21 protein-coding genes and 1 riboswitch are annotated in these 25622 nt (G+C 41.4%); of the genes, 13 read left to right on the forward strand and 8 right to left on the reverse strand.

The window, feature by feature from the left end; translation table 11 throughout:
- The first annotated feature begins 230 nt into the window (after window positions 1-230).
- The 5 genes from addB to IE339_RS03520 all read left to right on the forward strand — a co-directional run bounded on the left by addB (window position 231) and on the right by IE339_RS03520 (window position 12429).
- Complete coding sequence (addB, locus tag IE339_RS03500) at window positions 231-3734, forward strand: helicase-exonuclease AddAB subunit AddB (protein ID WP_242173583.1); 3504 nt, start codon at window positions 231-233, stop codon at window positions 3732-3734.
- A complete protein-coding gene (gene addA / locus IE339_RS03505; RefSeq protein WP_242173585.1) occupies window positions 3727-7476 on the forward strand; it encodes a helicase-exonuclease AddAB subunit AddA in 3750 nt (1249 codons plus the stop codon). The genes addB and addA overlap by 8 nt, the downstream gene beginning before the upstream one ends.
- Window positions 7477-7541: 65 nt before the next feature.
- A complete protein-coding gene (locus IE339_RS03510; RefSeq protein ID WP_242173587.1) occupies window positions 7542-8720 on the forward strand; it encodes an exonuclease SbcCD subunit D in 1179 nt (392 codons plus the stop codon).
- Window positions 8717-12100, forward strand: coding sequence for an SbcC/MukB-like Walker B domain-containing protein (locus tag IE339_RS03515; protein WP_242173588.1), 3384 nt, complete (start codon window positions 8717-8719; stop codon window positions 12098-12100). Before IE339_RS03510 ends, IE339_RS03515 begins: the two co-directional genes overlap by 4 nt.
- A gap of 35 nt (window positions 12101-12135) precedes the next feature.
- Window positions 12136-12429: an HNH endonuclease gene (locus IE339_RS03520; protein WP_242173590.1), complete on the forward strand. Its 294-nt coding sequence runs from the start codon at window positions 12136-12138 to the stop codon at window positions 12427-12429.
- Between the two features lie 164 nt (window positions 12430-12593).
- Here IE339_RS03520 and IE339_RS03525 read toward each other — a convergent pair whose 3' ends face one another.
- Window positions 12594-13136, reverse strand: a complete 543-nt coding sequence (locus tag IE339_RS03525; protein WP_242173592.1) for a TetR/AcrR family transcriptional regulator — start codon at window positions 13134-13136, stop codon at window positions 12594-12596.
- A gap of 189 nt (window positions 13137-13325) precedes the next feature.
- Here IE339_RS03525 and IE339_RS03530 point away from each other — a divergent pair, with 189 nt between their 5' ends.
- On the forward strand, window positions 13326-13652 hold the full coding sequence (locus IE339_RS03530; protein WP_242173594.1) for a DUF2834 domain-containing protein: 327 nt from the start codon (window positions 13326-13328) through the stop codon (window positions 13650-13652).
- Window positions 13653-14180: 528 nt separating this feature from the next.
- Here the strand turns inward: IE339_RS03530 and IE339_RS03535 are convergent.
- Genes IE339_RS03535 through IE339_RS03560 form a run of 6 tightly spaced genes read right to left on the reverse strand, consistent with a single transcriptional unit; the run spans window position 14181 to window position 16381 of the window.
- The gene (locus IE339_RS03535; protein ID WP_053399399.1) at window positions 14181-14399 is read right to left on the reverse strand and encodes a spore germination protein; all 219 of its coding nucleotides are present in this window, start codon (window positions 14397-14399) and stop codon (window positions 14181-14183) included.
- Window positions 14400-14441: 42 nt separating this feature from the next.
- The gene (locus IE339_RS03540) at window positions 14442-14978 is read right to left on the reverse strand and encodes a spore germination protein GerPE (protein WP_242173596.1); all 537 of its coding nucleotides are present in this window, start codon (window positions 14976-14978) and stop codon (window positions 14442-14444) included.
- Window positions 14979-14991: 13 nt separating this feature from the next.
- Window positions 14992-15168, reverse strand: a complete 177-nt coding sequence (locus IE339_RS03545; protein WP_053399400.1) for a spore gernimation protein GerPD — start codon at window positions 15166-15168, stop codon at window positions 14992-14994.
- A complete protein-coding gene (gene gerPC / locus IE339_RS03550) occupies window positions 15165-15836 on the reverse strand; it encodes a spore germination protein GerPC (RefSeq protein WP_242173598.1) in 672 nt (223 codons plus the stop codon). The genes IE339_RS03545 and gerPC overlap by 4 nt, the downstream gene beginning before the upstream one ends.
- Window positions 15837-15871: 35 nt before the next feature.
- Window positions 15872-16132 (reverse strand): spore germination protein GerPB, encoded by a 261-nt coding sequence (locus IE339_RS03555; RefSeq protein WP_053399402.1) that lies wholly within the window; start codon window positions 16130-16132, stop codon window positions 15872-15874.
- Between the two features lie 27 nt (window positions 16133-16159).
- On the reverse strand, window positions 16160-16381 hold the full coding sequence (locus tag IE339_RS03560) for a spore germination protein (protein ID WP_053399403.1): 222 nt from the start codon (window positions 16379-16381) through the stop codon (window positions 16160-16162).
- Between the two features lie 251 nt (window positions 16382-16632).
- Between IE339_RS03560 and IE339_RS03565 the strand changes: the two genes are divergently transcribed.
- From IE339_RS03565 to IE339_RS03575, 3 genes are all read left to right on the forward strand, one after another.
- Window positions 16633-17427, forward strand: a complete 795-nt coding sequence (locus IE339_RS03565) for a DUF418 domain-containing protein (RefSeq protein WP_242173600.1) — start codon at window positions 16633-16635, stop codon at window positions 17425-17427.
- Window positions 17411-17788 carry a DUF418 domain-containing protein gene (locus tag IE339_RS03570; protein ID WP_242173602.1) on the forward strand — a complete coding sequence of 126 codons (378 nt, stop codon included), beginning with the start codon at window positions 17411-17413 and terminating at the stop codon, window positions 17786-17788. Before IE339_RS03565 ends, IE339_RS03570 begins: the two co-directional genes overlap by 17 nt.
- A 130-nt stretch (window positions 17789-17918) precedes the next feature.
- Window positions 17919-18008: riboswitch (cyclic di-GMP riboswitch) on the forward strand.
- 398 nt (window positions 18009-18406) lie between these two features.
- Complete coding sequence (locus tag IE339_RS03575; RefSeq protein WP_242173604.1) at window positions 18407-18763, forward strand: DUF1516 family protein; 357 nt, start codon at window positions 18407-18409, stop codon at window positions 18761-18763.
- A gap of 22 nt (window positions 18764-18785) precedes the next feature.
- Here the strand turns inward: IE339_RS03575 and IE339_RS03580 are convergent, their stop codons facing one another.
- Window positions 18786-19343 (reverse strand): DUF2777 family protein, encoded by a 558-nt coding sequence (locus tag IE339_RS03580; RefSeq protein WP_242173606.1) that lies wholly within the window; start codon window positions 19341-19343, stop codon window positions 18786-18788.
- A gap of 169 nt (window positions 19344-19512) precedes the next feature.
- Here IE339_RS03580 and asnB point away from each other — a divergent pair, with 169 nt between their 5' ends.
- The 4 genes from asnB (at window position 19513) to IE339_RS03600 (ending at window position 25505) form a co-directional block, all read left to right on the forward strand.
- Complete coding sequence (gene asnB, locus IE339_RS03585; RefSeq protein WP_242173608.1) at window positions 19513-21360, forward strand: asparagine synthase (glutamine-hydrolyzing); 1848 nt, start codon at window positions 19513-19515, stop codon at window positions 21358-21360.
- Between the two features lie 338 nt (window positions 21361-21698).
- The gene (locus IE339_RS03590) at window positions 21699-23222 is read left to right on the forward strand and encodes a phytoene desaturase family protein (protein ID WP_242173611.1); all 1524 of its coding nucleotides are present in this window, start codon (window positions 21699-21701) and stop codon (window positions 23220-23222) included.
- Window positions 23219-24709, forward strand: a complete 1491-nt coding sequence (locus tag IE339_RS03595; RefSeq protein WP_242173613.1) for a phytoene desaturase family protein — start codon at window positions 23219-23221, stop codon at window positions 24707-24709. The genes IE339_RS03590 and IE339_RS03595 overlap by 4 nt, the downstream gene beginning before the upstream one ends.
- Complete coding sequence (locus IE339_RS03600) at window positions 24675-25505, forward strand: phytoene/squalene synthase family protein (protein WP_242173615.1); 831 nt, start codon at window positions 24675-24677, stop codon at window positions 25503-25505. The genes IE339_RS03595 and IE339_RS03600 overlap by 35 nt, the downstream gene beginning before the upstream one ends.
- The last annotated feature ends 117 nt before the right edge of the window (window positions 25506-25622 follow it).

Consider the following 25622-nt stretch of genomic DNA (forward strand, 5'->3'; position numbering starts at 1 on the left):
TCTTTTTTTGTTGGAAAAGTTTTGGAGAGGAAAATGTGTACATTGGAAATTCATCATCAACTACAGTAAAATAGAACTAAGAGAAGCGGCTCAAACGCTCGTTAAGATTCGAAGCGTTTGATGCCGCTTCATTTGCCGAATTGAAAAAATCGTACCAGTAATAAGATCAACCATTTTTGGTGGAGCTTTTTGTTTAAAATAGAGAGAAAAATAAGTTGGGAGGGGACAAAATGGCCGTTCAGTTTTTAATTGGTCGCTCAGGAAGCGGGAAAACACACCTGTTCATGGATGACATTCGTAAGCAGTCCAAAGAAGATCCGTTCGGTGATCCGTTGATTTATATAGCGCCTGAACAAATGACGCACCAGCTTGAATATGAGTTTGTTCGCGACGAAGACCTTGCGGGAATGATTCGCGCGCATGTATTTAGCTTTCGTACGTTGACGCCACGAATTTTACAGGAGGTAGGAGGTTTCAGCCGCCAGCACATCACCCAGACGGGAATGAAAATGATGCTTCGTAAAATTTTGGAGAAGCGGAAAGAAGAGCTACGCGTTTTTAGTAAAGCAGCTGAAAAGCCAGGATTTTTAACTCACTTGGAACAAATGGTGACGGAATTCAAGCGCTACTGCGTTTCAGATGAGATGCTAAGCGATCAAATTCAGCAGCTCGCAGACGATGGTGACAAGGTACTTGCTGATAAGCTTCAAGATTTGTCTGTTATTTATGGAGATCTTGACACGCAGCTTGCTGATAAGTATGTCGGAACAGAGGATCAGCTTCGTTTGTTGGCTGAAAAGATTCCTGAATCATCGTATTTAAGAGAGGCCACCGTGTATATTGATGGATTCCATATGTTTACGCCACAAGAAATAGAAGTGGTGGGTCAACTAATGAAAACGTCTAAGGATGTTTTTATTTCATTAACGGGTGATCGCGTGTATGATCAGCCATTTATTAATGAGTTAGATCTATTTCATGTAACGGCGCAAACCTATCATCAGCTTCATCAAGTGGCAATGGAGCATGGTGTTGAGGTCAAAGGTGCTCATGTATTGGAAGAATCTCGACGCTACAGTGAACATGAAGGACTGCATTATTTAGAACGATTTTTCGATGATCGTGCCATTGGTTCTTTCCAAGGTGAAACCGAGGATATCGAGTTGCTTCCTGCTGCTAATCGCCGAGCAGAGGTTGAGGGGATTGCGAGAAAAATACAGACGTTTGTTCGTGAAAACAACTATCGCTACCGTGATATTGCGATCATGGTACGTAACACATCTGACTATCAAGATTTATTTGACGTCGTGTTTAAAGATTACGAGATTCCTTACTTTATTGATCAAAAGAAAGCGATGTTTCATCATCCACTAGTTGAGCTTATTCGCTCCTCCTTGGAAGTAGCACGAGGGTCATGGCGCTATGAGACAATTTTTAGAGCGGTAAAGACAGACTTATTATTTCCGGTAAAAGCGAATTATCAAAAGCTCCGTGAGGAAATGGATGTGTTTGAGAATTATGTGCTTGCTTACGGAATTAACGGGAAGCGATGGACGAGTTCAGAGCGTTGGACGTATCGCCGTTATCGATCACTTGAGGATATGGATGTTCCACAGACAGAACAGGAGCTTCGTTTTGAAGATAAAATAAACGAATTGCGTGAGCTCATTGTGACGCCTATTCATACGCTACAAAAACGTTTTAAAAAAGCAAAAACGGGACGTGAACTGACAGAAGCTCTATTCAACTATTTAACCGAGCTGAAGATCCCGAAGAAAATGCAACGTCTACAGGAAGCGGCTGCTGAAAACGGCGATCTGCGCCTTGCAAAAGAGCACGATCAGGCGTGGGAATCTGTTCTGGAGCTGATGGATCAGTTTGTTGAAATGATGGGGGATGAAAAGATTTCCCTTACGTTATTTGCTGACATTATGGAAGCAGGGCTTGAGAGCATGGAGTTTGCCCTCGTTCCACCAGCGATGGATCAAGTGCTCATTGCGAACGTGGAGCGGTCTCGTTTGCCAGACATTAAAATGACGTTTATCGTGGGCTTTAATGAAGGGGTATTCCCGGCTAAGCCACAAGGTGACGGTGTGCTTTCGGATCAAGAAAGGGAGCAACTTCTAGATTCTGGAGTCCAGCTGGCAGCAGGAACGAGAAAGCGACTGTTTGAAGAGCAGTTTCTTATTTATTTAGCTACATCGAGTCCATCTGAACGCTTGTGCATCAGTTATCCGCTTGCAAATGAAGAAGGAAAAACGATGCTGGCGTCTATGTATGTTAACCGAATCAAAGAAATGTTTCCAGTCGTGAAGGAAACATTCCTTGTACAGGACCCAGGTAATGTACCTGATGATGAGCAAATTCATTTCGTCTCGAATCCACGAACAACCCTTTCGTATCTTGCAGGGCAAATGCAGGCGTGGAAACGACAGTACCCTATGAGCGATATTTGGTGGAGTGCGTATAACCACTTGATGGAAAAAGATCAAATGTGGAAGCTGTATAGCCATCGCGTACTGAGCGCGTTGTTTTACAAAAATGAAGCAAAGCGACTTACAAAAGAGACAAGCTATCACTTGTACGGAAAGCATATTCAGGCAAGCGTATCACGCATGGAGAAATATCAAGCGTGTCCGTTCTCCCATTTTGCTTCACATGGATTGCGGTTAAAAGAACGAAAAGCGTTTAAGCTTGCGGCGCCTGATATCGGTGAATTGTTCCATGCAGCGCTAAAAATGATTTCCGAACAGCTTCGCAGTGATCAAAAGGACTGGCGTCAGTTGACGAAAAAAGATTGCCAAACGCTCTCGTTAAATGCTGTGAATGAGCTAGCACCACGTTTGCAAAATGAAATCTTGCTAAGCTCAAATCGCCATCACTATCTGAAGCATAAGCTACAACAAATCATTGAAAGAGCATCGATGATTTTAAGTGAGCATGCAAAAGCGAGTGGATTTGAACCAATCGGCTTAGAAATGGCCTTTGGTCCAGATGGTGATCTTCCGTCCATTCAGTTTGAGCTTCCAAACGGGCAAACGATGGAGCTTATCGGTCGTATTGACCGCGTCGATAAAGCAGAAAGCTCAAAAGGTCTGCTTTTACGGATTATTGACTATAAGTCCAGCGATAAGGTACTAAACCTAGTCGAGGTCTATTACGGTTTAGCGCTCCAAATGCTTGCTTATTTAGATGTGGTCGTTACGTATGCAGAAAAGCTCGTAGAAAACGGACATGGAGCGCTTCCGGCAGGAGTTTTATACTTCCACGTTCATAATCCAATGATTAATAGTTCAAAGTCGATGACAATTGATCAAATTGAAGAAGAGCTATTTAAAAAATTTAAGATGAAAGGTCTTTTATTAGGAGATGAAGAGTCCGTTCGACTTATGGACCAATCGCTTGAGAGCGGTCATTCGAAGATTGTTTCGGCTGGAATAAAAGGCTCGGGCGAATTTTATTCAAATTCATCTGTTGCAAGCCAAGAAGAATTTAGCTATTTGCGTGGATATATGCGTAACAAATTCCAAGAAATCGGCACAAACATTACAGACGGTGTGGTCGATATTGCACCTTATAAACTAAAAGATCGTACGCCGTGTGAATTTTGTTCCTATCGATCTGTTTGTCAGTTCGATCAGGCGATGGAGGAAAATGAGCACCGTGTGCTGCCCGTTGAAAAGAGTGCAACGATACTAGACAAAATTCGAGAGGAGGGCTACAAAATTGACTAATGATCTTATGACGAAACCAGCCAATAGTCAATGGACAGATGATCAGTGGAAAGCCATTGCGTCTTCAGGACAGGATATTCTTGTTGCGGCAGCGGCAGGTTCAGGGAAAACGGCAGTACTTGTTGAACGAATTATTACAAAAGTAATCTCTGAGCAAGATGCGTTAGATGTGGATCGACTTTTAATTGTTACGTTCACAAATGCCTCAGCTGCTGAAATGCGTACGCGTATTGGAGAAGCGCTTGAAAAGCAGTTAAAAAGCAATCCATCATCTCTACATTTACGTCGCCAGCTAAGTCTGCTAAACCGAGCGTCTATTTCAACTCTTCACTCGTTTTGCCTAGACGTGATTCGAAAATATTACTATGCCATCGACATTGATCCAGGCTTTCGTATTGCAGATGATGCAGAGGCGGAGCTGATTCGTGAAGAAGTACTAGAGGAACTTTTTGAGGAAGAGTACAGCATTAAGGAGAATAGCGTCTTTTTTGATCTTATTGACCGCTATACAAATGATCGAAGCGATGCGGATATTCAAGTGATTGTTCGTCATTTATATGAATTCTCGCGCTCCAACCCGTTTCCAAAACAGTGGCTGTCACAGCTTATCAATCAGTATGATGTTGAAGAAGATACGGTGATCGATTCGCTGCCATTCATTCCATTTTTATTAAAAGAAGTGTCTTCGCAATTAAAAGGGATTCGAGCACTTTTAGAAGAGGGAATGAATCTTACGAAGCTTCCTGAAGGGCCTGCGCCACGAGCGGTAAACTTTGAAGAGGACTTAGCTCAAATTGATCGCTTACGATCAGCAAGTGAACGATCGTTTACAGAGCTACATGAAGAAATGCAAACACTCGCTTTTTCTCGTCTAAAGGCGTGTAAAAAAGGAGAATATGACGCAGGGCTTGTTGAACAGGCGGGCGATTTACGTAAAAAAGGGAAGGAGTCTCTCGAAAAACTTCAAAGCGAATTGTTTGCGAGACCTGTCCATGCCTATATGAGCGACTTTTCTAATATGAAGCCTGTTGTGGAGAAACTGGTCGAGCTTGTAAATAGTTTTGCAGAACGCTACGATGCGGTCAAACGAGAAAAAGGCTTGGTGGATTTTTCTGATTTAGAGCACTACTGTTTGCTCATTTTACGGGAAGAAACCGAAGATGGTCAGCTACTTCCTTCTGCTATTGGAAAAAAATATCGCCAGCAGTTTAAAGAAGTGCTAGTAGATGAATACCAAGACACAAATATGGTACAAGAATCCCTCATTTCTCTTGTTACAAAAGATAACGAGCACGAAGGGAACTTATTCATGGTAGGGGACGTGAAGCAATCGATCTATCGTTTCCGCTTAGCAGAACCGTTTTTATTTCTCAGCAAATACAAACGATTCACCCATGAAGGTCGTCAAGGCGGAATGAAAATTGATTTAAATAAAAACTTCCGAAGCCGTTCGCAGGTCCTTGATGCGACAAACTTTATTTTTAATCAGGTGATGGACGAGGAAGTTGGGGAAATTTCTTATGATGATGATGCTGCGCTCAAGCTTGGAGCCTCTTATCCTTCTGTAGAAGGCATGGAGACAGAGCTTGCGCTTATTACGAAAGATAAAAAAGGCGTATCTGATGAAGAGTCACCTGATGAGGGTGTTTTCTCTGAAGCAGAGCTTGAAACATCTCAGCTTGAGGCTCGCTATATGGCACGTCGAATTAAAAAAATGGTTCAAGAGCGTTTTCAAATTTATGATCGCAAGCTTGATACAACAAGAAGCGTTACGTATCGAGATTTTGTTATTTTACTTCGCTCTATGCCATGGGCTCCGCAGATTATGGAAGAATTTAAGGAAGAAGGAGTTCCCATTTATGCGAACCTTTCAACCGGTTATTTTGATGCGACTGAAGTATCCATTATGCTGTCATTGCTTCGCGTAATCGATAATCCGTATCAAGATATTCCACTTGCCGCCATTCTTCGCTCACCAATTGTGGGGCTTTCAGAGGAAGATCTCGCGACCATTCGTATTGCGAATAAAAAAGGATTGTTTTATGAGGCGATGCAAGATTTCCAGCGCCAGGCCGATTCCGCTGAGCAGGCAGAGCTAGAAGAAAAGGTAAATCTTTTTTATCAGCAGCTTCAAACATGGCGTACACGCGCAAGACAGGATTCGCTGTCATCGCTCATCTGGCAAGTCTATCGTGACACAGGGTTTTATGATTTTGTAGGAGGTCTCCCAGGTGGAAAGCAGCGTCAAGCCAACCTGCGAGCGCTTCATGATCGTGCCAGACAATATGAAGCCACCTCGTTTAGAGGATTGTTCCGCTTTTTACGTTTTATTGAGCGAATGCAAGAGCGCGGTGACGATTTAGGTGCAGCAAGAGCGCTTGGTGAACAAGAAGACGTCGTACGATTGATGACGATTCATAGCAGTAAGGGGCTTGAGTTTCCCATCGTATTCGTAGCAGGTCTATCAAAGCAATTTAATATGATGGATTTAAATAAAAATTACTTGCTAGATAAAGAATTAGGTTTTGGATCGAAGCTGATTAATGCCAAGCTACGAATTAGCTATCCGACGCTTCTTCAACAAACCATTAAGCGTAAAATGAAAAATGAAAGCATGGCTGAAGAGATGCGTGTTCTATACGTTGCGCTAACGCGTGCGAAGGAAAAGCTTATTCTTGTTGGAACAGTCAATGATATTGAAAAATCAGTAACTAAATGGGAAGCAGCTAGTGCATCGTCAAAATGGGTACTGCCTGCACATCTCCGATCCGGAGCAAAGTCTTATTTAGATTGGGTAGGGCCATCGCTTATCCGCCATCCGAGCATCGAGCACTTGGCAGGTGAGCGTTCATCAATCGTGACAACATCACCGATATACAACGATTCATCAAAGTGGAGCATTCATCTACTTCATGCTCAGGAGCTAGAAGAAAATCTTCAGGCAGAGCAGCTTCAGCATGAAGCACTTTTAGAAGCTGTAGAAAAAGGAGAAAAGGTTGACATCACGTCTTCTTTTGAAACAGAAATACATGAGCGAATGAACTGGACCTATTCGCACAAAGAGGCAGCAAATCACTATGCGAAGCAATCTGTTTCTGAGCTTAAGCATCAGCAGCTACAGGATGGGACGAGCGATGAACGCTTTGTTCGAAAGTTTCAAGGTCCTGTAGCGGATCGTCCGTCGTTTATGCAAGAGAAGACGCTCACGCCGGCTGAAAAAGGGACGATTACTCATCTTGTCCTTCAGCATATTGACTTGAAGGCAGATGTATCAGAGGAATCGGTGCGTGAACTCGTCAGCTCGTTAATTACAAAGGAAATTCTAACAGCGGATCAAGCAGAAGGTGTAAATATCCAAAATGTCGTGCGTTTCCTCGAAAGTGAGATTGGCTCTCGACTACGTCAAGCTCCTTATGTGAAGCGTGAACTGCCATTTCGCTTAGGGTTAAAGGCAGAAGAAATTTATCCAGATTGGCAGGGCGACACAGAAGAGACCGTGTTAATTCAAGGTGTAATTGACTGCTTGTTCCGTGATGAAAAGGGCTTTGTGCTAGTAGACTTCAAAACAGACAATATTTCAGAGCGTTTCAACGGTGATTTCAACGAGGCCAAACCTGTCCTTCAAGAGCGTTATCAGTTCCAAATTGATACGTATTCGAAGGCGATTGAGCGCATTTTAAAACAAGAAAGCATTGAGCGATGCCTCTATTTCCTAGACGGTGGCTATGAGCTTTATTTATAAAAACAGTGACGAGGTGACTTTACGTAAGGTCACCTCTTTCATACAGATTAAAGGGGGAATTCACGATGAGGCTTTTACATACAGCCGATTGGCATCTAGGTCGCACGTTAGAAGGAAGAAGCAGATTATTAGAACAAGCACAATTTTTGGATGAATTAGTGGAGATCGTCGAGCGTGAACAGATCGATGCCATTTTAATGGCAGGAGATGCATTCGATACAGTTAATCCTCCAGCAGCGGCAGAGCAGCTGTTTTACGAAGGGATTTCTCGTTTATCAAACGGTGGGAAACGTCCGATTGTCGTGATTGCGGGAAATCATGATAATCCAGAGCGTCTGTCAGCAGCGAATCCACTAGCCTTTACACAAGGAATTACGTTACTTGGACTACCAACTCTCGATGTTCAATCCATTCATATCCCGTCTACGCAAGAAATATTAAAAGTAGCGGCGCTTCCGTATCCGTCGGAATCACGATTAAAAGAAGTATTATCAGAGGAAAATGATGAGCTCGCGCTACGTAATTCGTATGATCAGCGCATTGCCGGTATGTTTGCAAAGATGAGCGAGCAGTTTTCAAGTGATGCTGTGAATATGGCAATGAGTCATATTCACGTAGCGGGAGGCAGTGCGAGCGATTCGGAGCGTCCAATTGAGGTTGGGGGTGCTTATACGGTTGCAGCAACTTCACTTCCTAAGGAAGCGCAGTACGTAGCACTTGGTCACCTTCATCGTCCGCAAGATGTTAAGCGAGCCTTAACTCCTTCGCGCTATTCAGGCTCGCCATTAGCGTACAGCTTTTCAGAATCAGGCTACACAAAATCGGTTACAATCATCGATGCACAGCCTAATCAGCCTGTTCAGCTATCAGAAGTGTATTTATCAAGTGGGAAGCCTCTTGTACGCTGGAAAGCGAAAAACGGGTTAGCGGAAGTTCATCAGTGGATTGATGAAGGGAAGGATTCTCAGGCTTTTATTGATCTCGAAATTCACTTAACGGACATGCTTTCTTTAGAGGAGATTTATCGTCTTCGAAAGCTTCATGAAGGATTTATTCATATTCGCCCAGTGTTTGAACAAACAGAAGAAACAGAGGAGCGCTCTTCGCAAAAGGATTTGCCAATTCCAGAGCTTTTCCGCCGATTTTATGAGCGCCAAACAGGAGGAGCACAGCCTGGTGATGAATTAACGAAGCTATTTTTATCATTAGTTGAGGACGAAGAGACAGAGGAGGTTGAAGCATGAAACCAATTTCGTTATCCATCGCGGGGCTTCATAGCTTCCGAGAAAAGCAGATTATTGATTTTGAAGATTTGTGTAACGGCGGCGTGTTCGGAATTTTTGGGACGACGGGGAGTGGGAAGTCATCGATTTTAGATGCGATGACCCTTGCGCTGTATGGGAAGGTAGAACGTGCTTCAAATAACACCCAAGGAATTTTAAATCACGCAGAAAATGAATTGAAGGTGTCGTTTACGTTTGAGCTTGAAAATGCGGCGAACAAAAAGCGATATAAAGTAGAACGAAGCTTTAAACGCTCCGATGAACTTCGCGTCAAATCTGCTACAAGTCGTATTGTTGAAGTCGGTGAGGAGCAGTTTGTATTAGCCGATAAAACAAACGAGGTTAATCAGCATGTACAGGATTTATTAGGACTTACGATCGATGATTTTACACGAGCAGTTGTGCTTCCACAAGGTAAATTTGCTGAGTTTCTTTCGCTAAAAGGAGCTGAGCGCCGCCAAATGCTACAGCGGTTATTTAACCTTGAACAGTATGGCGATCAGCTAACAAAGAAGCTAAGAGCAAAAGTTCAAGCCGTGACGAGCGATTTGGATAAGATCACGGCCGAACAAGCAGGTCTTGGTGAAGCTTCTAAGGAACGCTTACAGGAGGCGAAAGAAGAGCTTGAAGGAAGCCAAAAGCTTTTAGCCAAACGTCAGGGCGAGCTTGCTGAGGTGGAAAAGCTGTACGAGAAAGAAAAGCAGCTTTGGCAGTGGCACCAAGAGCAAGTTGGATTAGAGGGAGAGCTTCGGAAGCTTTCTGATCAAGAGGTTGAAATTGAACGGAAGCAGGAGACGTTAAAGCATGCAGAAGCCGCTGATAAGTTAAAGCCATATTTAGAAGACATGGAGCGAACTCAAAAACAGGTAGACACATCGAAACAGCGTATTCATGAGCTGACGGTGAGTTTAGAGCAGGCGAAAAAACAGTATGAACAGGCACAGGCACAGTATGAGAAAGTGCGTGAACATAAAAAAGAACAAGAGCCTCTCCTACTAGGGAAAAAAGAACAGCTTCAACAAGCGAAAAAGTTACAACAGGCGATTGAAGAGGCGAGGAGTCAAGTAAGCGAATTAAATGAGAAGCGTTTGAAACAGGATGGAGATTTAGCTGAAACGAAAGGTGTTCTTGAAAAGGCACGCTCTTTACTAGTAAGAGGTACGGAAAAACAGAAGGTTCTAAAAAAAGAACTAGATGAAATTGTTGTGCCATTTGAATATCGTCAGCAGGTGCAAAAGGCGTATAGTGAAAAGCAACGTTTATCCACGATTCAATCATCCATTTCTGAGCTAGAAGAAGAGTTGAAGCAAAAAGACACATCTTACATGAACTTAGTATCAAGACAGAAAAGCCAAGAAGAGCAAGTGAGAAGAAGTGAAGAGCAAGGAAACGATTTGTTTGGTTCGCTACAGCAAACTTATGAAGTCGTTTGTGAAAGGGAACGCGAATGTGAGGCACTTCTGCAGCAAGGAGAAGAATACGTTGAAAAGATAAAAAAGCAGCAACAGCGTGAGCAAGCAAAACATCTAGCACTGACGCTTGCACAAAGCTTAAGTGAAGGAGAAGCGTGTCCGGTGTGTGGTGCTACTCATCATCCGCAGCTTGCAACGGAAACATCAGGGGAAGAAAAGGGTGATCAAAAGGAAGCACTTGAACAAATTCTTCGCGAATTCAGACCGGCAGCAGGAGAATTTTCTTCCTTAAAGCTACAGCTTCAGCATTACGCAGAACAGCTTGTCGCGGAAGGTTTTTCGGAGGCACAATTAGAAAAAGCGGACGTCGCGCCCATTCGGGGCTTAAATGAAGAGGCCTTACTTGACTACATGACGAACATGAAAGCGGAAATTAAGTCACTACAGCAAGATCAGCTCCAGATACGAGATCGTGTCCAGCGCTTTTTAAGTGACGTTCGAAAGCTTCATCAGGAGAAGCAAGGACTGCATATTCAGCTTGAACGCGAGGCAAAGGACCGAGAAGTAGGAAAAGAGAAGCTCAAAAAGCGTCAGGAGGAGCATCTTACTGCTCTCGAACAATTTGAGAAGACCTATCCACATATGGAGTTCGCAAAGGTTGACGAACTGCAAAAAGAAATAAGCGATCGTGATAAAAAAGAGCAGGAGTTAAAAGAAAAGCTCAATATAAGCGTTCGTTTTTTGGAAGAACAGCAGCAAAAAACGGAGCGCCTTACAAACCAAGTTGCGCTTCTTGAAAAGGATCTTGCTGAAACGACATTTTCGTATAAAACAAAGAATGAAGCAGTAGAGGAGAAAAACGGTGAGCTGCGCTCCATTATTGGTTCAGGCGATGTAGACGTATTATGGGCAGAAACAAGCCAAAAGCTAGCGAAGCTTACCGAGATGGAGGAATCCTCTTATCAAATGCTTCAGCAACTTCAAAAAGTGTATCAATCCATTGAAAAAGATGCACAGGCTGAACAACAGCTTCTGCAACAATCAACCGATCATCTTCAAACATCTTCTCAAAGCTGGGAAGAGCGTTTAGGCAACTCTTATTTTGCTTCTGCCGAAGAAGTAAGGGCAGCCTTTTTATCAGAAGATGTGATGAAGGGGTTAAGTGAAAGAATTCAAGCGTTTTTGGAAACGATAAAAACAATTCGTCATGACCTTGATGCAGTGAACAAGAAGCTTCATGAGCAAGAGATCACAGAAGAGAAGTGGCTTCAAACGCAGCAATTAAGGGAAGAACTTCATAGTAGTGTTAATGAAGCGGTGAAGGCTACGGGAGCTGCACAAAAGGCGTTAGAAGATATCGAAAATCGTCATGAGCGATTTAAGGAATTAGAAGAGAAGCGCTTGGAATATGCTCACTTGTCAGAGCAATATCAAAAGCTTCAAAGCGTCTTCAAAGGAAATAGCTTTGTGGAGTATATTGCAGAGGAGCAGTTGATGAATGTCACACGTGATGCATCGAAGCGGTTAGGGATGTTAACACGTCAGCGCTATGCGATCGAAATTGATTCACAAGGTGGATTTATTATGCGAGACGATGCAAATGGCGGTGTTAAGCGACCGGTAAGCTCACTTTCAGGTGGCGAGACGTTCTTAACGTCGCTTGCACTAGCACTCTCACTTTCCGCACAAATTCAGCTTCGCGGCGAGTATCCGCTACAGTTCTTCTTCCTTGATGAAGGGTTTGGTACGCTGGATGGGGAGCTTCTTGATAATGTGGTTACATCTCTTGAAAAAATTCAGTCACAGCAATTATCCATTGGCGTCATTAGCCACGTACAGGAGCTAAGGGCTCGCCTGCCGAAGCGACTGCTTGTCGAAGCAGCAGAGCCGTCTGGACGAGGAACACGAGTGAAAATCGAAACCTTATAAGTATTAAGGGGAGGGGAAAGAACATCGGAAAACGAATGAAGCACATTGGAACATGTGAGCTTTGTGGACGAGAAGAAGTCGAAACGACGGTACATCATCTTACTCCTAAGGAAATGGGAGGAACGTTTGAGCCGACTGCAGATTTGTGTATTCCGTGTCATAAGCAAATTCACGCACTGTACACGAACGAGGAGCTAGCAGTACGCTTAAACACCATTGAAGATTTACAGAAAGATCCTAAAATCTGGTCCTTTGTGAAATGGATTCGAAAACAACCCTCCTCAAAGGTTCCGAGAATAAAAAAATCAAATGAGCGAAAGCGGAAATAAAATGAAGTAAGGGTATGATTATTTAGACGTTAAAAAGATATGTAAAAAACAAGCCTATTCGTACATGGATAGGCTTGTTTTAGCAATTAACAACGGTTCTTGTACTTCAACACTAATAGCTGTCGAAATGGCTGAGATGGTTGAGACGTGTGGTAAAACCAACTTTACTTAATATTTTTCGTTCCTTCAATTGCTTCTAAAATGAGATGATCACAGTCCATCGCTTCTAAAAGAGCAATACCCTCTACTACGACTAAGGCAAGCGCAGTCATTTGCTCCTTACTCAATCCATTTTCGATTTGTATGACATCTCTGTAAAATTCATAAAAGCTATTACAAATCTCTCTTGCGATCGAATAGAATGGATCTTCTTTTTTAGAAGCCATTGCAATTAATTCGAGCCATAATTTCATATAAGGACTAACTTCTGGTTCTTTCATCATTCTATAAAGGTATGTAACGACACTAGAAAAGGATGTTTTCTCAATTTCTGTATTGTCCAACATAAGTATTAATTTTTGTGAAATCGAAGACAAGACAACCGTTAATAATTCTTCCTTATCTTTAAAATAGTGAAGGAGCATTCGATCGCTCGTTCCGGTTGCTTTTGCAAGGTTACGCAAGCTTGCTGATTGAATACCATTTAATAAGATGTAAGAAGCCATGCCCTCCACTAATTCTTGTTTTCGTTTTTCTCCTTTTTTCATATAAACACCCTTAATTCGCTTTTTGTTTAGTATATGCTACATCCTATTTGCGTAGCAAACACCAGGCTATCGAAGAATGTCGCGTCTATTTTTTGATTCCCACTTTTTTCGCTTGATTAATAATGTAGCGAGTGCTACATTTAATTATGTAGTTAGTGCTACATTTTTTAAAAAAGAAGGGGGCTTATTATGTTGAAGAGTCAAATGGAACAAACGAATCGTCCTGTAGGTAGTCCAATATCTAAAAAAGTCATTATCGCTATTCTAGTGCTGTTTTCACCATTGACCGTTGTAGCAGTAATTCAACATGGCTTTTTAGGTATATTCAAGGCAGCATTTACAAATTATGCTACAATTCAAGTGTTTGTAGATTTATTCATTGCTTCTTTATTAATCCTTATATGGATGTGGTTTGATGCTAAGAAAGAAAATCGCGCTTTCTGGCCATGGGCCTTGCTTACGTTAGCAGCTGGATCATTCGGTCCTCTCTTTTATTTGTTATTTCGCAAGAGGTAGTATTCAAATAGCGTAGCTGAAAAGGTTTATTGCACTGAATTTTAACTGTGGTATTTTATGAATGACTTTTAAAACGTCAAAAGAAGGGAGGTTCCTCTCCCTTCTTTTCCGATCTCATCTAAGTACTCATTCGTGTAAAAAACAGCTCATAGATAGAACAATGAAGACGATTCTATTTCTCCACGGATTTTCTTTGTACAGAAATGGACAAAAGTTATTTTCTTCGTTTGAAAAAAGAAGAAGCAAAATAAGCAATGATCACAATAATGATCATGAATGCCGTATCCCAAAGGGTATAACTACCCCTGATTAGGGTGAAAATCCAGACAAATAAACACAATACAACGATTTTTACTATGTCAATCAAACCAATGTTCATTTCAACAGCCACCTTTTTCTGTAGAGATTGAATCTGTAAAAACTAACTGTTAGTTCCTTTACCCGCATTTTACCGTCATTCATATGTAGTGGCTACATAAATATGGAATTAATAAGTAAAGTCCTCCCAAATAGCGGGAGGACTTTTTGTTAGGCATTTGCCACGTTATTTTGATCATTGATATCAGGATCAAGTGTATTCGTACCCGAAATTCCTGTATTTGTATTAATAAAGTTTCCGGTGTTGAAGGAACCAGAGCCAGCAGCTGTTTTTGAGCCGCTTTTAGGGGAAACGTAAAACGTATCGCCAAACGTTACCACGCCTCCACCGACGCTGACGATTTGAACGGGACCAATTAATGCAGGCATAATCAAACATCCTTTTCATCTTGAAGTATGGCGAGCAAGTGATCATGGAGCGGATGCATTTGCATTACCTGTTCCACTGACATTGCCGCTTGCTCCTGTTTGGACAGGTGTGTTTCCTGGCGTTACTTTTTGTTTTGACTGATCTTTTGAAGAGGAACTAGAATCGTCGTCTTTCTTAATGTTGGGATTATCTTTAGACTCCGAACTTTCGAGCTCACGAATATGTTTTACTCGCGCCTCTCCAAAAATGTCGCAGGTTGATCCGACATGAATGAGGGAGGAGAACGAGGTACCGAGCACTTTAATGCTATGAACTTTAATCGCCGAGCAGTCGTTAATGACGTTCATATTAACCCGAGCTCCTGGTAAGAACTGTGGAATAGGCTCTGAGAACACGCTGTAATCTTCAAAGTCACCTTCTCTTCCATAAAAGAGGGGATACTCACGCTGATCTGCTAAAGCCTTCGTAAACATATTAATAATTTGTGAATCTCCTACTTGTAAGAGTGAGCAGGAACTAACAGATTTTATATTCATGATATCTACATATGACGTTCTTCTTGGTCCTAAAATATTCATTACGCACTCATCCTTACGTTAAAGATAGTGGTACATACGGTCCGATAATTAAGGATTCAGCCGGTGTATCAAACGTCGCCGATAAATTCACGTAATGGGCATCACCAATAAGAAAAATCGAGGAGGATGATACACCCGTAATTTTAATGTCGCCTACTAACAAGTCTCGGTTAATGACCGTGTAATTCATGTAGGGCCACCCTCACTTTTTAATGATTCAGGTAAATAGGTTAAAAAGGCGTTAATTCCTTTTTTAATATCTTCCACAAGCTTACTCAATACGTCTTCCCTTACAGCCTCACGGTTTTCAGCAATCATTCCGGCATCTAATTGCTGAAGGTGATAAATGATGCGGGGTTCAAGCTGCTTTTTAATGTCTTCAATAATGAATTCATAATATGAATAGTCAATCTGAAACTGTCGTTCTGTTAAAATAGAATTAATCACCGATTCCCCGTGTTCTTCAAGGTCTGCTAAAATTTGCTCGTGAATTTCTTCGACAAGCTCTGAAGGAATTGAGCGGTTCTCAACTGGATATAAGGTCGGGTTAACGGGCGGTATGTTCAAATCTTGGCCAGCTGGAGATGTAGTATTGGAATTAATAATAAAGTCCTCCATATTATCTGGAGTAAGTGGGTTCAAGCCGATATTTAGCGTTCCATCTAATGTATCAATTTTTAATTGCTCAAATTTATATTCGATTTTATCAATTTTTGTCGCAGGCTTTTCGTCGATTTCTTTAACCTTATCCTGTAACTCTTGTACAGAGGCTTCAAGCTGCTGAATGCGTTCGGTTTGATGCTGAATGTAGTTTGAGACTTGCTGGATGTATTGATAAAGGTGTTGCAAATAGTCCACCTGACCTCACTCCTTTGAAAAGATCATCTTTCAGATCATTCTGGTTTTGGGGGAGTAAGAGTAGTGGACGGGACGCCTGGTGTTGCCTGAAGGGGCTGCAAAGTTGTTGGCGACACAGAAGCTAATGTTGAGCTTTTTCCAGGCTTCGGTGCAGGCTCTGTAAATCCTCCTGTATTAAATAAGTTGGAGTTAGCAGTCAAAGCGCCCACGCTGCCGATTTGTAAAATAGATGAGTTGGACACGGCATTAACCTTCAGAACCTGGATGTAGATACTTTGATTAACGTAAAAGTTCAACGAAAGCACCTCCTATGGCAAAGCATTTTATAAGTTTCCAGTAATGGTTTGATCATTAACATCTTGATCATTTGTATTCGTTGAACTTTGTTGATTCCAGACGCGTAATCCATCTCCGGTATTAAATGATCCAGCACCAGCAAATGTTTTGGCGGAAGAAACTGGCGAGATGCTGTATACGTCACCGATATGGAATACACTACCGCTACCAACGCTGTTCATGTTAATTACTCCTACAATTGCTGGCATAGTCAAACACCCTCTGAATGAATTTTCTAGTGTTATCCTATGAAGGCGAATGACATATGGTGAATGCCTAACGTAATATAACTCTTCTCATACTCCCTATATAACTGAGTCTATGCGTAAGAGTGCTAGTGTATAGGTAAAAGAGAAAACTTTTTTTCGAAATTCTTTGTAAGACCTCTATTTACAATAGAAGAAGCGTCGTTTAAAGGTGTGGAAAATAAATAATCAATATAATGAGGTGAAATGAAAAATTGTCAGTTCGATACAAATCCATTGATAGTATAAGAGGCTTCGCATTGCTTGGCATTTTACTCGTGAATATGCCTGATTTTTACTCGCCTCATCTATATATGAGTCAAGAGCAACCACTCGTTCGTGATGTTGCTTCCTTTTTCATCGACGTTGTAGCACGAGCAAGCTTTTATCCGCTATTCGCGATGTTATTTGGTTTTGGATTCATGATTATGTTTGAAAATGCTCGCAAGCAGGGGCATTCATTTTCTTCGATGTATCGAAGAAGGTTAGTAGGTCTCTTTTTGCTCGGGTGCATTCATGCCTTCCTCATTTGGTACGGAGATATATTAATTAGCTATGCGCTGTGTGGAGCTGTGCTGTGGTTTTTTAAAGATGCCTCCGTAAAAAGACTTTTAACAAGTGGTCTCTCTATTTGGCTTTTTCCGGTTTTTATCGTTGCCTCACTGTTAATAGTGTCTGGTGATATGACAGAAGAGACCGGTCTTTATCAACAAATAATAAAAGAGTCATTTGAGACATATGCAAGTGGTACACTTGGAATGATCATTCATCAGAGACTTCAAGATTGGTTGTATTTAAATAATGTCTATTCGGCCCCTTTTTTATTTGTATCGATTTTTCCTTTCTTTTTATTTGGAGCAGCTGCCGCCAAGGCAAAGGTCGTTCAAAAAGTAGAGAACTACGTGCTCTTTCTAAAAGGAACATTACTTCTTTCTGCCTGTTTCTTTTTGTTAGGTAAGCTGTTGCCATACATAGTGGGGGGAAAACGCAGTTATGCGCTATGTTCATGATAGCGTAGGAGGGCCAGCGGGATCACTGTTCTACGGTAGTTTTCTTTTATTAATACTGCGTAAGAAGGCTGCCCAGAAAATCATGTCTCCATTTGCTGCGATGGGAAAGCTATCGCTTACGAATTATTTGGGTCAGTCTGTGCTGTCAACACTGCTCTTTTATTCCTACGGTGCAGGCCTTTACGGAAAAGTTTCTACGCTTGAAGGAATAGGGATTACATTTTTCATTTTCTGGGTACAGATGATTGTGAGCAATTGGTGGATGAAAACCCATCTATTTGGTCCAATTGAGTGGTTGCTGCGTTCATTCATTCGTCGACAAAAACAGCCGTGGAAAAGAGCGGAAATAGAACAAAATTAGGGGAAAATGTCCTAGATCGCCGATTGCGGAAGATGGAAAATTGATCGAATAGGTGGATAGTTAACGATAATCGTATGAGGTAAGATGTAAATATCGGAAAATTCGAACTCTAAATTGAAAACGGATGCATAAAAGGAAAAGGCAAAGCTAATGAAAGTTAGTGACGCAAAACTATAGGGGCTAAAGTGTTCAGCGTACACGAAGCCAGCCAGTTACCGAAAACTCTCTTTGAGGATAAAGAATGGTTCATCTCTATTAGAGAACCGTTATATTCGGCGACGGCTGAGCATAACGGTTTTTTGTCTGTACACCTTCCTCTAAAAGGGAGATGAGATAAGTGGAGAAACGAATATACAAACCAAAGACGCAAGCGACTCTGTCCAATTATTCACTAGTATTCATGATAATTTCAGTATCCTCTTTATTGGCATTTATTACACTGCCTCATGAGATGCTTTCTTTAGTTAAAGGTATTTTCATGATGATTATGGAAAGATAATAGTAAGTGAGGAAACAGAGGGGAATTCAGCCCTTCTGTTTTAATTTCTAGTGGTTTATTGGAAGTTGGTGGCAATATCATTTTCGTGATATGATACGGTTAGAAAGGAGTGGACAAATATGGATTATAACGCGGCATTGCAATCCCACGTAGGATTATGGACATTATTAATCGTACTGTTTCTCGTTACATTCTTCATGCTACGTGGACGTGCAGGAAAAGGCGCAAAAATTCTACATATGATTGTTCGATTGTTCTACATTCTCGTCTTACTTTCAGGTCTATACTTAGTAGCATCCACGTACGGATGGGCAGGAAAGGCATTACTGAAAGGGTTTGTAGGAATTTTAGTGTTCGTGGGCATGGAAATGGTGCTTGTACGTACGAAAAAGCGGACAGGCGTAGTAGGAGCTTGGATTTTCTTAATCATTGTCCTGGCGCTAGTATTCTATTTAGGATACGTCGTCCTTGGTTAAAAAAACAAAAACGCTTGATGATTCACACAAGAGAGGTGATCATCAAGCGTTTTCCTGTATTTAACGTAAATTCAAATCGGTCTGTTTCGACGGTTCCGCGAGCAAATATATGATGAACCGAGCAGATAAAGTCACCGTTATCAAAAATTAAAAAATTAACTCCTTCTCGGTTCTTGTCAGTTGGCAGGCAATAAAGCGTGTTACAACTATACAAGCAGTCATAAAGGGAAAAATCGAGTGCGTTTAGCTGTGTGGTAAACTGCATGAGAACAGCCTCATCAAGCTCCTCAATTAGAAGCTGATATGCTTTTAAGAGTTGTTTTTGAACTCTAATTTCATCTCCGTCTCCTAAAAAATACGTCTCGCCATTTAACTGTACGATATTTTCTTCCACCCACAGTGCTTTTTCCCAGTTCCCATTCACTTCAACTTCAAAGGACTCAGAAATAACATCTTCTAATCGAAAGGCTTCATCACTATCAAGTTCAAAAAACACCCACTGTGAATCAATGCATTCAAGCGTCCCGTATATGAACGAACGCGGTTGGTTTTTCAAGATTTGAAGCTTTGGTTGTTTCATAGGGTTTCCTCCATTTCAAAACTATTCTTATTTTCTTATTGCCCAAATCGTTCTTCCTTATAACATAAAAGTTCCTTAATTTTACTTAACAGACAAGTTCATGTGTACATGATGTGGGCATAGAATGTCATTATTGCATGAAAGGCTACTAAGAAAGGATGAGGTATGTATGTGCGGAATAACAGGCTGGGTAGATTATAATCGCCCCTTACTGCATGAAAAAGAAACGGTAGCAAAAATGGCGGCAACACTAAGCAAAAGAGGACCAGATGATACCAACGTTTGGACTTCTACTCACGCAGCATTTGGTCATAAACGTCTCGTAGTCGTTGATCCTGAAAACGGAAAACAGCCTATGCAACGCCAGAAGGATTCTCATACTTATACGCTTTGTTACAACGGTGAATTATACAATACGGAAGATATTCGCAAGGAGCTGCTGAAGCGAGGATATCAATTTCAAGGGCATTCTGACACAGAGGTTCTCCTCACTTCTTATATCGAATGGAAAGAGGAGTGTGTCGATCATTTCAACGGAATTTTTGCTTTTGGCATTTGGGATGAAAAAGAAGAGAAGCTTTTTATGGCACGTGATCGTTTAGGTGTAAAACCATTATTTTACCGACCGTATTCAGGTGGACTTCAGTTTGGTTCAGAATTAAAAGCAATTCTTGCTCATCGAGATGTGAAAGCGGAAATTGGCTTTGACGGACTTGCAGAAGTATTTGGATTAGGGCCTTCACACACACCGGGTCACGGTATATTCAAAGGGATTGATGAGCTTCGTCCAGGTCATGCTTTAACGTTTACGAAGGGTGGATTAAACGTTTGGCGCTACTGGAATGTGAAAAGTGCCCCTCATACAGACAATCTGGAAGATACGACAGAAAAGGTTCGTTCCTTATTGTTAGATGCTGTTACGCGGCAGCTTGTATCTGATGTGCCTGTTTGTACCTTTTTATCTGGGGGCGTTGATTCAAGCGCAATAACGGCCATTGCAGCAGAAGCGTTTAAACGCGAAGGAAAAGGTGCTCTTCACACATATTCCATCGATTATGAGGATAATGATAAGTATTTTAAAGCCAATGAATTTCAGCCGAATTCAGACGGTATTTATATTAAGATGATGTCTGATCAGTTTGGGACAGAGCATCATCGCGAGGTCATTAATAATGAGGATCTTGCTCAGTATTTAACAGAAGCTGTGCTTGTTCGTGATGTGCCAGGTATGGCAGACGTTGATTCTTCTCTTTTATGGTTTTGCCGAAAAATTAAGCAGGACTTTGTCGTCGGTCTGTCAGGGGAATGTGCGGATGAAATATTTGGTGGATATCCATGGTTTCATCGAAAACATGACCTTGCGTCCGATACGTTTCCTTGGATGAGATCTGTAGAAGCAAGGGTTGATCTTCTGCAGGACGGATGGCGTAAAAAGCTTCAATTAGAAGAATACGTTCGAGCTAGCTATGAAAAGACGGTAAAAGAAACGCCACTTTTAGACGGAGAAACAGAAGAAGAAGCGCAACGAAGAAAGCTGTTTTATTTAAACCAGCTTTGGTTTATGACAACGCTTCTTGAACGAAAAGACCGCATGAGCATGGGAGCGAGCCTAGAGGTGCGTGTACCGTTTGCTGATCATCGCCTTGTGGAATACATGTGGAACGTGCCGTGGGATATGAAGATGGTGGGGAATAAAGAAAAAGGAATTTTACGAAAAGCACTTGAGGGCATTCTTCCTCACGACGTCTTATATCGTAAGAAGAGTCCATATCCAAAAACGCACAATCCTCACTACACGAACGCAGTTAAGAACTGGCTAAAAGATTTGACGAGCGATGGTTCATCACCTCTGTATGAGTTTTTCGATCGACAAAAATTAACGAATATTATTGAATCAGGCGGAGAGGACTTTAAGGTGCCGTGGTTTGGTCAGCTTATGACGGGACCACAGCTAGTAGCACATCTTGGGCAAATCCACGTATGGTTTAAGGAATATAACATTAACGTCGTCGAATAAGAATTTTAGTGTTTGACGATGGTAAATAAAGGGTACATGGTAAAGTCAAAGGCTTGAAAAGAAATGTTTCTATTCCTTTTCAAGCCATTCTTATTTTTTATACATAAAGTGTTATCCAACAAGTTGATTTTCATCGTTACTAAAATGGAATGGATGAAAAATGGACAAGGTAGGGTGAGTGAGAGCAGATTGAAAAAGAGAAATACAAGCTTTTATAGGAACATACGATATAGTAATAACCCGTTAAAAACAAAAAAACATTTTAAAATTGAGTTTCATATTAAAAGTTTGTATAATGTTTGTATAACTATTGTTTAACTATTTTAGGAGGAACATTCATGTCAAAAAAGATTGCTGTAATTGGTTCAGGTCCTGGTGGTCTTGCGGCAGCCATGATGCTAGCAAGTAAAGGCTATGAAGTGGATGTGTTTGAAAAGCAAAGCTACGTTGGTGGACGCAATTCTGCAATACATTTAGATGGTTATACATTTGATATGGGGCCGACCTTTTTAAGCATGCCACAGATCATGGAGGAAATTTTCCAGGCAGCAGGTCGGAATGTACATGACTATCTGGATCTAAGACGCCTTTCACATATGTATGACTTAGTATTTAACGAACGGACCGTTTCGATGAGTGACGACGAAGAGAGAATGAAGGAGGAAATTGAGCGCCATTTTCCTGGAGATGGTGAAGGCTATAAGCGTTTCATGAAGGACACGGCAGTCAAAATGGATGCTCTTACCCCTCTTCTTCAAAGCAAAATGGATCGATTCTCTCATTATTTGAGACCGGATGTGATCAAAGCACTGCCACAATTATCACTTGGAAAGAGCTTGTATGACGTACTCGCTAGTTACTTTTCGGCTGATCAGCTGCGTTTGGCGTTTACGTTTCAAGCGAAGTATTTAGGAATGTCGCCTTGGGAATGTCCGGGAGCATTCTCCATTTTATCTTATATGGAGCACGCGTACGGAATCTTTCATCCGATAGGCGGTGTTAACCAACTTTCTCAAGCGATGGCGAGAGTTGTAGAAGAACACGGTGGACGTATTCACCTTAATGCTGGAGTGAAAAGACTACTGCTCGATGGAAAAACGGTGAAGGGAGTCGTGTTAGAAAACGGCGAAACTGTTCAGGCGGACGATGTTGTCGTCAACGGAGACTTTAGTTATGTAATGAGTCACCTAGTTGATGAAGGCGTATTAAAGAAATATGCGAAAAAGAAACTGGCGAAAAAACGCTATTCTTGCTCGACGTTCATGATTTATTTAGGTGTGGATAAGAAATACGACATGCCACATCACACCATTATTTTTCCAGAAGACTATAAATTGAACGTTCGTGAAATTACCAAAGATCTGGTCATTTCCGATGAACCATCTATTTATGTTCAAAACGCAAGCGTAACGGATCCAACGCTTGCACCAGAAGGGAAGTCAGCACTTTATATTTTAGCTCCTGTACCAAATAATATGAGCGAAATTGATTGGGATCGATACAAGAAGCAATTCCGAGATAAAGTACTACAAATTGTTCAAGAAAAAACAGGATTTAAAGATTTAGAAAAACATATTGAGGTAGAGAAAATCATTTCACCTAAAAATTGGGAAGAGGATATTTACGTCTACAAAGGTGCTACGTTCAATTTAGGGCATCAGCTCACACAGATGATGGTTCTGCGTCCACATAATGAATTTGATGAGCTTAAAAACTGCTGGTTGGTCGGTGGAGGAACTCATCCAGGAAGCGGTCTTCCTACCATTTTAGAATCAGCTCGCATTTCTGTGAATGCGATCGCAGAGCGTGATGGACGTGTTGCTCATCTTCCACACCAAAAGGAATGGGAGGAAGCGCTATGAAGGCAGCGGTCGTTGGTGGCGGGGTAGGTGGACTTATTACGGCACTTCTTTTAACCAAACAAGGAATAAAGGTGGAGATCTTTGAGAAAGAGTCACGTCTAGGAGGTAGACTAGCGTTCGTTGAGCGCAACGGCTATCGCATTGACGAAGGACCAACGATTGTGCTACTACCAGAAATGCTCACGAGTATTTTAGAAGAAGCAGGAATTTCATCTGATCAGTACGAACTTGTTAAATGTGATCCTTTGTATAGTCTTAACTATCCTGATGGCACTGTTTATACGAAATATGCAAGCCTGTCGCGACAGTTAGAAGAAATAAAACGAGTATTTCCAGGTGAAGAAGAACACTTCATGCAGTTTATGGAGGATATGAAAACCAGATTTTCTATCGGCAAGCGCGCCTTTTTAGAAAAGGACTTCATTAATAAGCGAGATTTTTGGACGCTTGAAAACCTTAAGAATCTGTGGAAGCTAAAAGCGTATCAAACCGTTCATAGTATGACCGCAAGTCATTTCAGTGACTCAAAGTTGCAAGAGGCGTATTCACTTCAGACCCTTTATGTGGGAGGAAACCCGTATTCTTCACCTGCCATGTATTCATTAATTCCTTACAGTGAGCATGAGCACGGCATTTACTATCTTAAGGGAGGATATGCGAGCTTAGTAGAGGTGCTAGAACGAGAGCTTAGAAGACGAAATGTTCCGATCCACCTCAATCATAAAGTAGACAAATTGATGTTACACGGAAATCGAGCACAAGGAATTGTAGCAAATGGCAAAAAGCGTATGTTTCATTCGGTTATATTAAACGGGGATTTCCCTAAAACAGCAAGCATTACTGAAAAGCAGGAAAAATCATATATTCCGTCTTCTGGATGTGTATTATTTTACTTTGGTTTAAATAGACGGTACGATCAAGGTAATATTCACCAGTTTTTTATGAGCCCTGACTTTCATCACCATATGAAACAAGTGTTTAAGTCAAAGGAAATACCAGATGCGCCGTCCTTCTATGCATTCAATCCCTCGAAGATTGATCCAACATTGGCACCAGAAGGAAAAAGTGTTCTATATGTGCTGGTACCTGTTCCATCTGGGACTCATATTGATTGGAGCAAGCAAGAAGCGTTTAAGGAAAAGATGCTTCAAGAGATTGAGGAGCGAGCGTTTCCTGGTATAAAAGAAGCGACAGATTGGATGGAGATTCGAACTCCTAACGAAGCGGAGCGTTTTGGTTTGTATCAGGGCGGAAGTTTTGGAATCGCACCTGAGCTACGTCAATCGGGTGTATTCAGACCTCAAGTAAAGCCTTATTCATATGACAATGTATTTGCGGTAGGAGCTTCTGTACATCCTGGAGGAGGTATACCTATTGTCATGCAGGGGGCAAAGCTTTTAGCAGATTATATAGCGCGAGAAAAGCATGCAATTATGAAGGGAGGCACCATTCATGAAGTCCATAGAGAAAGCATACCAACAGTGTGAAAAAATTATTGCACACCACTCGAAAACGTTTTATAAAGCTTTTTCTTTGTTACCGAAAAAGCAACGAAATGCTGTCTGGGCGGTTTATGCTTTTTGCCGTCGAGTAGATGATATTGTTGATGAAGGGAATGCGCCTTTACAAGAGTTACAGGCTTTTGAACAGGAATTTTCTCTTTTTAAACAAGGGAAATTACTCCATGATGATATGTGGGTAGCGTTACAGGATGTGTTCGATCACTTTGATATGGATGTGCAACCGTTTGACGAAATGATAGTGGGTCAAAAAATGGATTTAATCAAAACGAGTTATGAAACCGTTGAAGAAGTCAAACATTATTCTTATCATGTGGCGAGTACAGTAGGGCTAATGTTGCTTCCGATTTTAGCTCCTAAAAATCACCGTCTATTACGAGAGGATGGAATCGCGCTCGGAATTGCAATGCAAATTACGAACATTTTACGTGATATCGGGGAAGATTTAGAGCGAAGTCGCATCTACATTCCGAGTGAAGTAATGAGTCGCTTCGGCTACACAGAAGAAATGCTTCGTAATCATGAAGTTAATACGGCGTTTATTAGCGTCTGGGAGTTCATGGCGGCAGAAGCAGAGCTTTTATATGAGCAAGGATTAAGTTCTCTGCATCTATATCCGATGTCTTCTCGAATTCCCTTAAAGGGAGCCACATTCTTATACCGTGCGATTTTAAAAGCTGTTCGAGAACAACAGTATCAAGTATTTGGTCAAAAGAATTTTGTGACCAAAGAAGAAAAGCAAAAGATCCTTGCGTTGTTATAAGCGTATTTTTTATGCAGCGAGCTTATCAAGCAATAAGCTATTTTAAGAGGCGTATTTTTTACGCCTTTTTCTTATATAAAAAATGCTATAATAATAGCCATACGTGATATGATAGTA

Source organism: Priestia koreensis (assembly GCF_022646885.1).
GTDB classification, from domain to species: domain Bacteria; phylum Bacillota; class Bacilli; order Bacillales; family Bacillaceae_H; genus Bacillus_AG; species Bacillus_AG koreensis_A.